General features: G+C 39.8%; 12 protein-coding genes. 3 read left to right on the forward strand and 9 right to left on the reverse strand.

Annotated features, from left to right (window positions below):
* Positions 1 to 24: 24 nt before the first annotated feature.
* Positions 25 to 633 carry an RNA polymerase sigma factor gene (locus tag B9A18_RS09455; protein WP_084289024.1) on the reverse strand — a complete coding sequence of 203 codons (609 nt, stop codon included), beginning with the start codon at positions 631 to 633 and terminating at the stop codon, positions 25 to 27.
* A gap of 71 nt (positions 634 to 704) precedes the next feature.
* Complete coding sequence (locus B9A18_RS09460; RefSeq protein ID WP_235005279.1) at positions 705 to 1,820, reverse strand: metallophosphoesterase family protein; 1,116 nt, start codon at positions 1,818 to 1,820, stop codon at positions 705 to 707.
* A 159-nt stretch (positions 1,821 to 1,979) separates the two neighbouring features.
* On the opposite strand from B9A18_RS09460, the gene B9A18_RS09465 reads away from it, so the two are divergent.
* Both B9A18_RS09465 and B9A18_RS09470 read left to right on the forward strand, forming a co-directional pair.
* The gene (locus B9A18_RS09465; protein ID WP_084289026.1) at positions 1,980 to 2,447 is read left to right on the forward strand and encodes a GyrI-like domain-containing protein; all 468 of its coding nucleotides are present in this window, start codon (positions 1,980 to 1,982) and stop codon (positions 2,445 to 2,447) included.
* Between the two features lie 44 nt (positions 2,448 to 2,491).
* Positions 2,492 to 4,537 carry a M13 family metallopeptidase gene (locus B9A18_RS09470; protein ID WP_084289027.1) on the forward strand — a complete coding sequence of 682 codons (2,046 nt, stop codon included), beginning with the start codon at positions 2,492 to 2,494 and terminating at the stop codon, positions 4,535 to 4,537.
* 77 nt (positions 4,538 to 4,614) lie between these two features.
* Here B9A18_RS09470 and B9A18_RS09475 read toward each other — a convergent pair whose 3' ends face one another.
* The 4 genes from B9A18_RS09475 to recJ all read right to left on the reverse strand — a co-directional run bounded on the left by B9A18_RS09475 (position 4,615) and on the right by recJ (position 9,173).
* Complete coding sequence (locus tag B9A18_RS09475; protein ID WP_084289028.1) at positions 4,615 to 5,043, reverse strand: CBS domain-containing protein; 429 nt, start codon at positions 5,041 to 5,043, stop codon at positions 4,615 to 4,617.
* Positions 5,044 to 5,155: 112 nt separating this feature from the next.
* Positions 5,156 to 6,664, reverse strand: coding sequence for a GH3 auxin-responsive promoter family protein (locus B9A18_RS09480; protein ID WP_084289029.1), 1,509 nt, complete (start codon positions 6,662 to 6,664; stop codon positions 5,156 to 5,158).
* 21 nt (positions 6,665 to 6,685) lie between these two features.
* Complete coding sequence (lptB, locus tag B9A18_RS09485; protein ID WP_084289030.1) at positions 6,686 to 7,420, reverse strand: LPS export ABC transporter ATP-binding protein; 735 nt, start codon at positions 7,418 to 7,420, stop codon at positions 6,686 to 6,688.
* Between the two features lie 49 nt (positions 7,421 to 7,469).
* Positions 7,470 to 9,173: a single-stranded-DNA-specific exonuclease RecJ gene (gene recJ / locus B9A18_RS09490; RefSeq protein WP_084289031.1), complete on the reverse strand. Its 1,704-nt coding sequence runs from the start codon at positions 9,171 to 9,173 to the stop codon at positions 7,470 to 7,472.
* A 144-nt stretch (positions 9,174 to 9,317) separates the two neighbouring features.
* On the opposite strand from recJ, the gene B9A18_RS09495 reads away from it, so the two are divergent.
* Positions 9,318 to 10,082, forward strand: a complete 765-nt coding sequence (locus tag B9A18_RS09495) for an MBL fold metallo-hydrolase (RefSeq protein WP_084289032.1) — start codon at positions 9,318 to 9,320, stop codon at positions 10,080 to 10,082.
* On the opposite strand, the gene B9A18_RS09500 is transcribed toward B9A18_RS09495, so the two are convergent.
* The 3 genes from B9A18_RS09500 to gcvP all read right to left on the reverse strand — a co-directional run bounded on the left by B9A18_RS09500 (position 10,079) and on the right by gcvP (position 14,203).
* The gene (locus B9A18_RS09500; protein WP_084289033.1) at positions 10,079 to 10,483 is read right to left on the reverse strand and encodes a response regulator; all 405 of its coding nucleotides are present in this window, start codon (positions 10,481 to 10,483) and stop codon (positions 10,079 to 10,081) included. The genes B9A18_RS09495 and B9A18_RS09500 overlap by 4 nt on opposite strands.
* Positions 10,484 to 10,640: 157 nt before the next feature.
* Positions 10,641 to 11,234 carry a YceI family protein gene (locus B9A18_RS09505; protein WP_084289034.1) on the reverse strand — a complete coding sequence of 198 codons (594 nt, stop codon included), beginning with the start codon at positions 11,232 to 11,234 and terminating at the stop codon, positions 10,641 to 10,643.
* A gap of 92 nt (positions 11,235 to 11,326) precedes the next feature.
* Complete coding sequence (gene gcvP, locus B9A18_RS09510) at positions 11,327 to 14,203, reverse strand: aminomethyl-transferring glycine dehydrogenase (protein WP_084289035.1); 2,877 nt, start codon at positions 14,201 to 14,203, stop codon at positions 11,327 to 11,329.
* Positions 14,204 to 14,278 lie beyond the last annotated feature (75 nt).

The following is a 14,278-nucleotide window of genomic DNA, read 5'->3' on the forward strand; positions in this document are numbered from 1 at the left end:
ATACAATTGAAAAAGGAGGGGGGACTAGTTGGAATGAAAATAATTTGAAGACGCAATGATAAAACACACTATACTTCCATGCTTGCCTACATAACTGCGAATAAATTTTGTAGCTTCTACCATGTGGTTTTTTACGGTGTTTTTAGAAATGTTCAGTTGCTCAGCAATCTGATCATGCGTCATTTCTTCATTCCGGCTCATATGATAGATGATTTTCTTTTGAGGAGGCAAGAGGGCAATAGCTTCATTATAGGTTTTTAACAGCTCTTTTTGCAGTAAGTTGTCCTCGGTAGTATTGCGGATAGCTTCGATGTACTGGAATACCTCATCTTGCAGACTTTTTTCACGTGCTACTTTTTTAAGGTGATTCAGTACGTGATTCAGTGTGATCTTTTTAATGTAAGCACTGAAATTTAAATCCGTATTGATTTGTTCTTTTTTTTGCCAAAGCCTAATGAAAACCTCCTGAACAATCTCTTCTGCGGTTTCGGGGGATTTGCATAAGTTGGAGGCATAAGCATACATTTTGCTCCTGTATTGGTTATAGATTTGCGCAAACGCCAATTGATCGCCGTTTCTGACTTTGGTCAGCAGCTCAATATCTTCAGCGGTATCTGATGGTTCTGTATACATTAAAATCTATTGCACTCAATGTTAAATAAATTTTTCTACACAAAAAAATCAGGAACCGTATGCTTTGCCTTTTACCTGCCTGTGAGGTCGACTGTGAAGCTGTCAAATAAGCTTGGCTGTTGCGATCCTTCCAGTCGATTTTGACGGGATAGGGTATAATAATCTCCTTTTATGGTAAAGCTGAATGGATTCTTTTCAATGGCTATTTTTAGGAAGCCATGCTTGTTGTCGCAATAATTATCTAATTGTACATGGTTTAGTATTGGGCTTTGCGTATCATATGCCGGATCAGTAGGATCAGCTAAAGTGTGCAATTCATCAAATCCACCAGCTCCGGCAACTACAAATGGAACCGTTTTTCCATCAATGTAATGTTTGCTAAACCTTTGGTAATTGTGTACATGTCCGCTAAAAACGATATCGGGTTTTACACCTGCTTCTTTAAATGCGGATTCAAGGAACTCAATCATATTTAAACTGGAGCCATGGTTGGTGTCGGCAGAGTAAGGGGCATGGTGCAGACTTACAATAATGGCTTTTTCGGCACTGAGCTTTGCCGCGTTTTGCAATTCTTTAATAAACCAGCTGCGTTGTTCTTTTCTGATACTGCCATACTTAGGTACATTGGTGTATAACCCTATAATAGTGGCCAATGGGGCTTCCATCGTCCAATAAACATTGGGTTGTACCTGGCTCTTGCGTTGTGCGTCTTTACCAAAGTAAATGGTTTTCGGACAGATGTTGCAAAAAGCAGTATAGAAGGCTTCAAGACTATCGTAATGGTCCTCACTATCTGGGTTTATGTCGCTATCGTGGTTCCCTGCAATAGCATATATAGGTCCCGGATAGTTTTCAAAAGGAGATAAAAACTGTGCATCATAGTGCTCCGCTTCGCCGTAATGGTATACAATGTCGCCCAGGTGATATAAAAATGATGGCTGATCTTCGATAGCCTCTGCATACTGAGCTGCCATTTGGGTAACCACCTGATGTTGAGTGCTGGGAGTCCCTAATCCGCCGGTATCGCCGATCATATGGAAAACCATTTTCCTTTTATTTCCGGCATTAGGTACGTTTAGCCGGTAAGGGTAACTACCCGAAGGTTGCGGTAAAGACTGGAATTTATGAGCGTCATCAATCTGTTCTGTTTTTAAAACAGCGCTGTACAAGGTTTTAGTACTGATCATAACCATATGCTTTGATTACAATAAAATTAAAACATCAATATTAAACCATTGTTAAGAAACTGATAAGAAGTAGCATTAAAAATATACACAATTATTTTAGGCTGCCATAAGGTTGTCACAGGCCTGGCTATATTTGGCGCTATAATAAAGTAAACACTAATGAAGACAGAAAAAGAAACACTCAGTGCATTTCCTCTTATTGGAATTACAGTTAGAACAAGTAATGCTGAAGGGCATGCAGCTAAAGATATTCCTGAGCTATGGACGCGTTTCTGGGCAAGTAATGTTGCTGCGCAACTAGCAGGTAGGGTAGGCGATGACATTTATAGCGTGTATACGGAGTATGAAGGTGATTATACACAGCCCTATACAACGTTGATAGGTTATCGGGTAGAAAACCTGGATCATATACCTGATGGTTTTACAGGTTTAATGATTGAAGGGGGACCCTATTTAAAATATACAGTGAAAGGGAATTTGTTACAAGGTGCGGTATTTAATGCCTGGCAGGAAATATGGAATACCGACATTCCAAGGGCATATACAGCTGATTTTGAAATATATGGACCAGGTTCTCAAAATCCTCTGGATGCCGAAGTTGATATTTATCTGGCTGTTAAGTCTTAACAGGTTTTTTTTTTGCTAAGTTTGGATGTACTAACTCATAACTTATGGTAAAATTGAACAGATCAATAGGTATTCCGGCACTTGCAGGAACTATCTTATTCCTGGCTGCGTGCAGTAATTCGGACGTTAAGACGACTGAACTTCATTCGGGTATTATCCTTAAAAACATGGATACTACTGTTGCACCGGGTAATAACTTTACAGAATATGTAAATGGTACCTGGATGAAGAACACCAAGGTTCCTTCGGATAAAGCTTCTTTTGGTGCAATGGCTATTTTAGCTGATAAGACGCAGGATGATGTTAAGGCAATTATAGAAACTGCTGCAAAAAGTAATGCAAAAGACGGTTCTGAAGAACAAAAGATAGGTGATTTTTTCGATTCTTATATGGATATGAAGACTCGTGATGCTGTTGGTTTAGCACCATTAGCTTCGGAGTTTAAGAAAATCGACGCGCTTACAGCCAATAAGGATCTTGCCGCTTATTTCGCTTATGCCAACAAGGTAGGCTTTAAAATCCCTTTCGGTCTTGGAGTAATGGAAGATTTCAAGGATCCAAAAAAATACATGTTGTATAGCTGGCAGGGAGGCCTAGGCTTACCTGATCGCGATTATTATTTGCTTACTGATGCTAAATCAAAAGACATTCGCGATAAGTATGTTTTGCATATTGAAAATATGTTAAAGATTGCCGGAATACCTGAAGCAGGTGCAAAAGCAAAGAGGATTATGGCTTTGGAAACCTTATTGGCTTCCAAGCATATGAAAAAGGAAGACACCAGGGATATGGCTGCTTTGTACAATAAGTATGCTATAAAAGATTTGAATAAGCTTCTTGCTGATTTTGACTGGAACATTTTACTTGCTGAGGGCGGTATTAAAGGTGTAGATAGTTTGGTGGTTACACAAGTAGCTTACACAAAGGATCTGACTTCAATTTTGAAAAATACACCAATTGATACCTGGAAAGAGTATTTGAAATGGGGGGTGATTAATGGTTCTGCAACTTCATTAAATACAGCGCTGGATCAGGAGAACTTTAACTTTTATAGTAAAACGCTAAGGGGTGTTAAAGAAATGAAACCACAATGGCGCAGAGCTGTAGATGTTGTAAATAGTAATCTTGGCGAAATGGTTGGTAAATTATATGTTGAGAAACATTTCCCCCCTGCTGCTAAAGAACGTATGTTGAATTTGGTGGAGAACCTTTTAAAAGCATATGAGTCGAGCATTAAAGAGCTTGACTGGATGAGCCCGGAGACTAAAAAACAGGCTTTAGTAAAGATCAGCAAGTTCACGCCAAAAATTGGTTATCCGGATAAATGGAGAGATTATAGCACTTTGAAAGTGGTTAAAGGTGATCTTTATGGAAACCAGGTGCGTGCTACTGAATATGAATACAACAGGACTATCAATAAATTGGGTAAACCGGTTGATCGCGCTGAGTGGGGTATGACTCCGCAGACAGTAAATGCTTATTATAACCCGCCAATGAACGAGATTGTATTCCCAGCAGCAATTTTACAACCTCCATTCTTTGATATGAATGCTGATGATGCTGTGAATTACGGTGGTATTGGTGCAGTAATCGGACATGAGATTGGTCATGGTTTTGATGATCAGGGCAGTACTTTTGACGGCGATGGTGTGATGCGTAACTGGTGGACAAAGACAGATACTGAAGAGTTTAAGAAAAGAACGAGTGCATTGGTAGCTCAATACAGTTCCTTTAAAGTTTTTCCTGACCTGAATGTGAATGGCGATTTTACCCTGGGGGAAAATATTGGTGACCTTGGTGGTTTGAGCATTGCATTAAGAGCTTATAATACAAGTTTAAATGCTAAGCCTGCACCGGTTCTGGATGGCTTTACAGGTGTGCAAAGAGTGTTTATTGGTTGGGGACAAGCCTGGTTAAATAAATCAACTGAAGAAAACCTGAGAACTCAGGTTGGAACAGATCCTCATTCACCTGCTCAATTTAGAGTAAATGGTGTGGTAAGGAATATACCTGAATTTTATACCGCATTTAATGTGAAACCTACGGATTCATTATATCTTGCTCCGGATAAAAGAGTGAAAATCTGGTAAGAGATCAGATAATTGCACAAAAAAGGTCTATTCAGCTATGCTGAACAGACCTTTTTTGTTGTTTGGTAAAGTATATTTTAACTACTGATGTAGTGTTCCAGCTGAGAAATGGTTTGTTGCTGATCTTCAATGATGAATTTCACTACGTCACCAATAGATACCATGCCATGTAGTTTGTCGGCCTCCAATACAGGTAAGTGCCTGATGTGTTTATCGGTCATAAGGCCCATGCAGAAATCAATGGTGTCTGATGGCAATACAGTAATGGGATTTGCAGTCATTACTTCTTGTACAGCAGTATCAGCGGAAGACTTACCATGCAGGACGATCTTTCGGGCATAATCTCTTTCCGTAAAAATTCCTTTCAATTGCTGCCCTTCCATAACAAGGAGAGCACTAATGTTTTTTTCCATCATTACCTTCAACGCGTCTAAAACAGAAGTATGTTCGGATACCGAGAAAATCTGTGCCGATTTGGTGCTGAGAAGTTGTTTTACAGTCTTCATAAGAGATTCATTTTATTTAAAACCACTAATTCTATCGACCTCACCTCTTTCTTTAACAGGAAGAGAAATATATAGGAAATTTAACTAAAAAAACACAGAATTGCAATAGACGCTATAAAAACATTAAAATTTCCTCTACGTATTGCCTGTCGTTGGCCAATCTTGGAACCTTATGCTGTCCACCCAGCTTACCTTTCGATTTTAACCAGTTGTAAAAAGTGTTGGCTGGGGCAATATGTACTTTTGGTCTGCGTAACGCAAGATCTTTAAAGCGTTTTGCATCATAATCTGAGTTTACCTCCCTTAGGGTCTGGTCGAGCACATCTACAAATCTTTCAAAATTATTTGGCTGCTGGTCAAATTCAATGATCCACTCGTGTCCACCCACTTCTTCTCCTTTAAAATAAATCGGACAAGCGGTATAATCTTTAAATACAGCATTAGTCTCCGTGCATGCTTTGCAAATGGCTTGCTCGGCATTGTCGATAATCACTTCTTCACCAAAAGCATTGATGAAATGCTTGGTTCGGCCTGTAATTTTAATGCGGTAAGGTGAAAGACTGGTAAACTGTACCGTATCGCCAATCATATAGCGCCACAAACCACCATTGGTAGAGATAATAATGGCGTAGTTTTTATTCAATTGTACTTCATCGAGCGATAGCGTGCGTGGATGCTCGTCTTCAATGTGTTCTAGTGGCAGGAATTCATAATAAATGCCGTAATCCAACATCAATAGCATCTCGTCAGAATTTGCTTCATCCTGGATGCCAAAGAAGCCTTCAGATGCATTATAAGTCTCGAGATAATACATGTTGTTACATGGGATCAGTTCTTTAAACTGCTCCTTGTATGGCTTGAAATTCACGGCGCCATGGATATAAAGTTCAAGGTTTGGCCATACTTCCAGCAAATGCTTTTTGCCGGTCATTTCCAATACCTTTTTGGCCAGTACGATGGTCCATGTAGGAACCCCGGCAATGTTGGTTACATTCTCTTTGATGGTTGCTTCAGCCATTTTTTCCATCTTCTCCTCGTAATTGTCCATCAGGGCAATAGAGATGTTTGGCGTACGGTAATACTCGGCCCATACCGGCAGGTTTTTTATCAATACTGCCGAAAGATCGCCATAAAAGGAATCTTCATTGAGTTGGTTAATCTGGTGACTGCCACCCAGTACCAAACCTTTTCCGGTAAGGATTTGGTTATCAGGTCTGTTGTTGCAAAATATGGAAAGCATGTCTTTCCCTCCCTTAAAGTGACATTCCTGCAAAGATTCTTCCGATACCGGAATAAATTTACTTCTGTCACTCGTGGTCCCTGATGATTTGGCAAACCATTTAATTTCTGATGGCCAGAGGATATTTTGTTCCCCTTTAAGCATCCGTTCGATGTAAGGCTTTAGGGTATCGTAATTTTGTATAGGTACTCTTTCTTTAAATTGTTGCGGGGTAAGGATAGAACGATAATCGTATTTCTGTCCCCATTCCGTATATGCTCCACTGGATATCAGTTTATGAAACCATTCTTCCTGCACATCATGTGGATATTTTATAAAAAGCTCAATCTGGTGGACCCGCTTTTTCATATACCACGTAAAAATTGAATTTACAATTGCCATGTGTTGGGTTTTGAATAAGGATTATAGGTTTTTTTTGCGGAGCACGAAATTTGATCCCAGGTATACTCTTCTTACCATTTCATTAGAAGCAAGGACTTCTGGCGTGCCCGATTCGAGGATTTTACCTTCAAAAAGGAGGTAAGCCCTGTCGGTAATTGATAATGTTTCCTGAACATTATGGTCTGTAATCAATATCCCTATATTTCTTTGTTTCAGCTTTGCTACAATGGTCTGAATTTCCTCCACAGCAATTGGGTCTACCCCGGCAAAAGGTTCATCCAGTAATATGAAATTAGGATTTGCCGCAAGTGCCCTGGCTATTTCAGTTCTTCTTCTCTCGCCTCCTGAAAGTAGATCGCCTCTGTTTTTACGTACTTTATGTAAGCTAAACTCAGTAAGGAGCTCTTCCAGTTGGGCATGACGTTCTTCCTTGTTCATTGGAGTCATCTCCAGGATGGCCATGATGTTATCTTCAACAGATAGCTTCCTGAATACGGAGGCTTCCTGAGCAAGGTAACCAATGCCCTTTTGCGCCCTGCGATACATCGGATCTTTGGTGATGTCTTGGTCATCTAAATAAATAGTGCCCTCATTGGGCTTAATTAAACCAACAATCATATAAAATGAAGTTGTTTTACCAGCCCCGTTTGGTCCCAGCAGACCCACAATTTCGCCCTGGCCTACACTAAATGAAACGTTGTTAACAACAGTGCGTTGTTTGTATTTTTTTATTAGGTGCTCAGCTCTTAATATCATTTATAATTATAGTTTTAGAATGCTGATTTTAGATTTCAGTATCCAATTCTTAATCTAGTTTAATTCCTTTAATGTTCAACTGTAAGCGCTTTTGCTCTTTCCATACATTCTCTTCAATTGTATAACAAATAGAAAAAGGCTGGTTTGGTTGCAGCAACTGTTCGTACTCTTCTGCCATTCCAAATCCTATGCATTCAAAAATAGGGGAATTTTGTTGTTTTATGGTTAATTTTAAATGTTTTGTACCTACAACAAAGGGACGCCCTACAAAAGTTACGTTATGACTTACAAATATAGGAGCATTATTATGTGGACCAAAAGGTGCCATTTGTGCAATAATCCGCTGGAATTTTCCATCTATTTGTGAGAGTGCAATCTCATTGTCTATCTTTATTTCAGGACAGAGTAAGTCGTCGGTAATTGAAGCACCAACAACCTCCTCAAAGCGGTCTGCGAAAATATCGATGTTCTCTGGCATCATGGTTAAACCTGCCGCAAACTTATGCCCGCCAAACTGCACCAGTAAATCTTCACAGCCCAATAAAGCCTCGTACAAATCAAAACCGGCAACTGAACGGGCCGAGCCGGTAAGTAAACCATTCGATTTAGTAAGCACAATTGTAGGGCGGTAATATTTCTCTGTTAATCTGGATGCCACAATACCAATAACGCCTTTATTCCAGCTTTCGTGATAAACTACTGTAGTTTTTTTATTGATCAGGATTTCGCATTCGCCGATTAAAGCCAGGGCTTCGGCAGTGATGGTCTGATCTGAGGTTTTACGTTCGGTATTTTGCAGATTGATGAATAAGCTCTGTTCTTGTGCCAGGTCATCTTCGGTGCAAAGCAACATTTTGACCGCCTGGTTGGCATGGTCCATTCTGCCGGCGGCATTGATGCGCGGAGCAAGCGAGAAAACTACATCCGTAAGCGTGTAATCTTTGTTTTTGCCGGATATGTCCATCAATGCTTTTAAGCCCATGCAGGGATTAGTATTCAACTTTATCAATCCATGGTAGGCCAGGATCCGATTCTCATCTTCTACAGGTACGATATCAGCGGCAACGCTTACCATAACCAGATCTATATACCTTTCATATTGCTCGGCCGGTAACTGGTGCGTTATACAATATGCCTGGGCTAATTTAAAGCCAATACCACAGCCCGCCAGTTCTTTAAAAGGGTAGGGGCAATCTGAACGTTTAGGATCCAGTATGGCTACTGCTTCGGGAAGTTCATCACCTGGCAAGTGGTGGTCGCAGATAATGAAATCTATACCTAAAGAATTCGCGTAAGCAATCTTATCGGTTGATTTGATGCCACAATCCAGTGCAATAATTAAGCTGAATCCCTCTGCTTTGGCATAGTCAATACCTGTTGTTGAGATTCCATACCCCTCCTTATGTCTGTCGGGAATGTAATAAGCAATATCAGTGGTGAATTGTCTGAAGAAGCTAAATGCTAAGGCTACAGAAGTGGTTCCATCTACGTCATAATCGCCATATACCAGGATTTTTTCCTTATTGATTAGTGCGGTATCAATGCGTTCGATGGCCTTGTCCATATCCTTCATCAAGAAAGGATCATGCAATTTAGCCATCTCTGGTCTGAAGAATGCGCGGGCCTCATCAAATGAAGAAATGCCTCTTTGAACTAAAATCTGCGCTAAACTGCTATCTATATTTAATTTTTGTGCAAGCAAGTCTGTTGTTTCGGGATTGCCCCGCATGGCTTGCACCCATCTTTTCTTCATTCTTATCTGTTTGTTTGTCAACGGTTATGAATTTAGCATGACCTTTTTGGTGTCAATTGTCAGCCGGAAGTTCATGCAGGTTCCATATCTTTGCATCGATTCGTAAATATATCATTTAATTTCTTCTTACTAATAACTACGCCAGTGCAAGTTTTCACTTTATACGAAGGTTCTTATTCTGTAGATGCAAGCAAAAAGTTTGTACCCTTTAATCCGGCGACAGATGATCCGAAAAGCCGTCCGGCTTCATTGTTTATCCATATTCAACCTTTCCTGGTAAAATTGAAAAATTCGCTGGTCTTGTTTGATACCGGACTTGGCTATAGTAACGATAAAGGGCAGTTGATTTTGCACGAGAATATAAAAAAGGCAGGTTTTGATCCGGAAGATGTAGATATGATATTGATGTCCCATTTACACTTTGATCATTCAGGTGGAATGGTTCATCATGTTGGAGATAAGATGGAACTAAGCTTTCCACATGCCAACTATGTGATTCAGCGTGGAGAGTGGGAGAGTGCATTTACCAATTCGTCTTCATCTTACAGAACTGAAATATTTGACTTTTTGCAGCGTAACGCGCAGTTGACTTTTATAGAAGGTTCGGGACAGTTAACAGATGAAATCAGTTATGAGTTAACTGGTGCGCACACACCGTTTCATCAGGTATATTTACTGGATGATGGAGCCGATAAGGTGTTTTTTGGGGGGGATGTTTTACCCGAGCCTGAAGAATTGCTGCGGAAGTTTATTGCCAAGTACGACTTTGATGGAAGAAAAGCAATGGAACTGAGGGAAGAATTTGGAAAAAGAGCAGCAGCCGAAAATTGGAACTGTTTGTTTTATCATGCAAAAACCAGAGCTACAGGTTATGTCAGCTTAACAGACGGACAGTTTAAAATCACTTAGTTTTGCAGCTCCAGTTGTTTAAAAAGCTCTATTAATCTTTCTATGGACAGGGGTTTAGAAATAAACCCTCTCACTTTTAAGTAGGTTTTTGCCTTTTCTATATCATTCTCATAAACTGAAGAAGAGAGCATGTACATGTCTACTCTTTTGTTTATGTTTAGTTCTGCATAAGCATCCAGAAACTCCCAGCCATTTAATACCGGCATATTGATGTCAATAAGAACCAGATGCGGGAAGTTTTCCTCATCCATAGTTGTTTTTAAATAGTCAATAGCCATTAAACCATTGGCTTTGGCCACCATATTAACATTATAACCCGTTTTTTCTACAATTTTTTTGATGATAAAGATGTTAATGTCATCGTCGTCAATAACGAGAAGGTTAATTTTATTAGCCATCATATAGTCAATTGGTCCCCAGCCTTGAAATAGGTATTCATATAAAGTTATGAAATATGTGTGTAAATTGTTTTAACTAATAAACTTTTTTTTTTCGAATAAAAAAAGAGGGTGTCCGATCTTTTTTGGAACACCCTCTTCTAAGTCATTGAAACATATCTTATTTCTTAGCAACCAACTTGATTGCAAGTTCAAAATCATCATAGATCATTTTATCACCTACATCAGGGAACATACCTTTAGATCTGTATTTGATGCCGTATTTAGTACGGTCAACTAATACTTTATCAGCGGTAGCGGTTACAGAACCATCAGCATTCCATGCAATAGCAGCCGGGAAAGTGATTGAATTTGTAACACCCTTGATGGTTAAATCACCTGTTACGTTTACTGTGTTACCTGATCCGGCAGCAACCTTTTTAATTGCAAACGTAGAGGTTGCAAACTTATCAGTGCCAAAAAAATCATCAGCTTTTAAGTGTCCTTCTAGTCTTGCACTTTTATCGGCGTCTTTAATAGAAGTCATGTTGATTGCAAAATCACCTCCTGCCAGTTTTTTGCCATTGAATTGCAGGCTTCCTGATTGAAGGTCAATTGTTCCATTATGGCTGCCGGTTAATTTTTTACCAACCCAGGTTAATGTAGATTTCTCTACATCTACTTTATAGGTTACAGGTTTTAAAACAGGGGCTATAAAAGCCGATGAAGTGATTACTAAGAGAAGTAATACTACTGAAGTAAGTTTTAATTTCATTGTTTTTTTAAGTTTTTTTAAGCGTGATAAAGAACCTTTTGATATACTTAGAAGATAAATATATCAAAAGGTTTAGTTGAAAAAAAAACTATTTATGCTGGTTCTTCCATGTAGCTTTCAATTGGCGGACAAGCACAAACTAATGATCTGTCACCAAATGAATCGTTAACACGACCTACAGAAGGCCAAAATTTATAAGCCGCTACATATGGTAAAGGGAACGCAGCAGTTTGTCTGCTATAAGTATGGTTCCATTCATCACCTGTAACTACAGTAGCAGTATGCGGCGCATTTCTTAAAGGATTGTCTGTTTTGTCAAGCTCGCCGCTTTCAACCGCTGCAACCTCTTTTCTGATGGCGATTAACGCATCACAGAAACGGTCAAGCTCATGTTTAGGCTCACTCTCAGTTGGTTCAATCATTAAAGTACCAGCAACAGGGAAAGATACCGTTGGTGCGTGGAAACCATAATCCATTAAACGCTTAGCGATATCAACTACTTCAATTCCGTAGTTTTTAAAGCCTCTGCAATCCAGGATCATTTCGTGCGCACAACGTCCGTTAGCACCTGAGTACAATACCGGATAATGTTGCTCTAAACGCGCTTTCATGTAGTTAGCGTTTGTTATTGCATATCTGGTTGCGTTGGTTAATCCCTCTGTGCCCATCATAGCGATGTAAGCGTGTGAGATGATTAAGATAGATGCTGAACCCCATGGTGCAGAAGATACTGCATGAATTGATTTTCCTTTATCGATGTCTACTACAGCATGACCTGGTAAGTAAGGCACAAGGTGTTTTGCAACACCGATCGGGCCCATACCAGGACCACCACCACCGTGAGGAATACAGAAGGTTTTATGTAAGTTTAAGTGGCAAACGTCAGCACCAATATTACCTGGGCTGGTTAAACCAACTTGTGCGTTCATGTTAGCACCATCCATATAAACTTGTCCGCCATTTTCATGGATGATGTTACAGATGTCGATAATGCTTTCCTCAAATACACCATGTGTAGATGGGTAAGTAACCATTAGGCAAGAAAGATTTGCTGCGTGCTCTTCAGCTTTAGCTTTTAAGTCAGCAACATCAATATTTCCATTTTCTAATGATTTAACAATGATGATCTTCATCCCGGCCATTGCAGCAGAAGCTGGGTTGGTACCGTGAGCAGAAGAAGGAATTAAGGCGATGTTACGGTGTGAATCACCACGGTCATTATGGTAAGCTCTGATTACCATCAGACCTGCATATTCACCTTGTGCACCTGAATTTGGTTGTAAGCTCATTGCCGCAAAACCGGTAATTTCACTCAACCATTTATCTAGCTCGTTAAATACAGTGTAAAAACCCAATACCTGATCAGCAGGCGCAAATGGGTGGATTTTACCAAACTCTGGCCATGTTACAGGAATCATTTCAGTCGTTGCGTTTAGTTTCATGGTACATGAACCTAAGGCAATCATAGAATGACAAAGTGAAAGATCTTTAGCTTCTAACGACTTGATGTAACGCAACATTTCATGCTCCGAATGGTGAGCATTAAATATTGGGTGAGTCAGGTAGTCTGATTTACGTTGTAAAGCTGCAGGAATTACAGTCTCTACATTTTTATCTTCGATTTCAACCGCGTCTGCTGCTATGGCTTTTACCTTAGCAAAGATTTTGGTTAACAATTTAATGTCTTCAATAGAAGTAGTTTCGTCCAATGCAATGGTAACAATGCTGCCGTTGTAATGCAGGTTAATTTCATTGTTTAAGCACTCGCTGTGGATAGAGCCGGCAAGATCGCCCAGATCCAATTGGATGGTGTCAAAATAAGCTTTGTTTAATTGCTTGTAGCCTAATTTTTCTAATGATTTAGCAAGGCTAACTGCTAAACCGTGTGTGCGTTCAGCAATTAGTTTTAAGCCTTTAGGACCATGGTAGACGGCATAGAAACCGGCCATGATAGCCAATAAAGCCTGTGCAGTACAGATGTTAGAAGTAGCTTTATCTCTACGGATATGCTGCTCTCTGGTCTGTAAAGCCATACGTAAAGCATAGTTATTATTGCTATCTATCGTTACACCAATAATACGACCTGGGATAGAACGTTTGTATTCTTCTTTAGTTGCAAAGAAAGCTGCGTGAGGACCACCAAAGCCCATTGGTACACCAAAGCGTTGTGAAGTACCTACTACAACATCTGCTCCCCATTCTCCCGGAGGAGTTAATAAGGTAAGGCTCAATAGATCCGCAACAACTGTTACTTTAACATTTTTTTCATGTGCTTTTTGCGCAAAACCAGTATAGTCAAATACCTCTCCGTTACCAGCAGGATATTGAATGATTGCACCAAAGAACTCTTCGCTAAGCTCAAACGACTGGTGATCACCAATTACCAACTCAATGCCGTAAGGATTTGCGCGGGTTTTTAAGATGTCAATAGTTTGAGGGAATAACAATTCAGAAACAAAGAATTTTGTGGCTTGTGCGTTTTTACGCAAGCTGTATTGCATAAACATCGCTTCTGCAGCTGCAGTGCCTTCGTCAAGTAACGAAGCATTCGCTATTTCCATACCGGTAAGGTCGATAACCGTGGTTTGGAAATTTAATAGCGCCTGTAAACGGCCTTGTGCAATTTCAGCCTGGTATGGCGTATATTGAGTATACCATCCCGGGTTTTCCATTACGTTACGTAAAATAACGCCTGGTGTAATGGTGTCATAATAACCCTGGCCGATATAAGATTTAAAAACTTTATTTAAAGAGGCTGTTTGTTTTAACGCAGCAAGATAATCTACCTCAGATTTAGCCTTTGGTAAATTTAATGGTTGCTTTAACCTGATTGATTGAGGAACAGTTTGTTCGATCAGTTCGTCAACAGAACCTACCCCAATGGTTTTTAACATTGCATTGGTGTCCTGTGTATTAGGTGCAATGTGACGGTCTTTAAAGGCCTCTTTGTAATGAATATTTAAGCTCATGAAGTCTATGAAATAAAAGTTGCGCAAAGGTAATAAAAAATACGCTTAGCTTCAGTCACAAAGAGTTCATAAACT

The sequence above is a fragment of the Pedobacter nyackensis genome, from assembly GCF_900176505.1.
Taxonomy (GTDB): domain Bacteria; phylum Bacteroidota; class Bacteroidia; order Sphingobacteriales; family Sphingobacteriaceae; genus Pedobacter; species Pedobacter nyackensis.

What these genes read in the sequence shown, in the direction of transcription:
- B9A18_RS09505 (WP_084289034.1), bottom strand. Translation starts at nt 11,234, where the DNA reads ATGAAATTAAAACTTACTTCAGTAGTATTACTTCTCTTAGTAATCACT.
- B9A18_RS09480 (WP_084289029.1), bottom strand. Translation starts at nt 6,664, where the DNA reads ATGGCAATTGTAAATTCAATTTTTACGTGGTATATGAAAAAGCGGGTC.
- gcvP (WP_084289035.1), bottom strand. Translation starts at nt 14,203, where the DNA reads ATGAGCTTAAATATTCATTACAAAGAGGCCTTTAAAGACCGTCACATT.
- lptB (WP_084289030.1), bottom strand. Translation starts at nt 7,420, where the DNA reads ATGATATTAAGAGCTGAGCACCTAATAAAAAAATACAAACAACGCACT.
- B9A18_RS09470 (WP_084289027.1), top strand. Translation starts at nt 2,492, where the DNA reads ATGGTAAAATTGAACAGATCAATAGGTATTCCGGCACTTGCAGGAACT.
- B9A18_RS09460 (WP_235005279.1), bottom strand. Translation starts at nt 1,820, where the DNA reads ATGATCAGTACTAAAACCTTGTACAGCGCTGTTTTAAAAACAGAACAG.
- B9A18_RS09500 (WP_084289033.1), bottom strand. Translation starts at nt 10,483, where the DNA reads ATGATGGCTAATAAAATTAACCTTCTCGTTATTGACGACGATGACATT.
- B9A18_RS09475 (WP_084289028.1), bottom strand. Translation starts at nt 5,043, where the DNA reads ATGAAGACTGTAAAACAACTTCTCAGCACCAAATCGGCACAGATTTTC.
- B9A18_RS09465 (WP_084289026.1), top strand. Translation starts at nt 1,980, where the DNA reads ATGAAGACAGAAAAAGAAACACTCAGTGCATTTCCTCTTATTGGAATT.
- recJ (WP_084289031.1), bottom strand. Translation starts at nt 9,173, where the DNA reads ATGAAGAAAAGATGGGTGCAAGCCATGCGGGGCAATCCCGAAACAACA.
- B9A18_RS09455 (WP_084289024.1), bottom strand. Translation starts at nt 633, where the DNA reads ATGTATACAGAACCATCAGATACCGCTGAAGATATTGAGCTGCTGACC.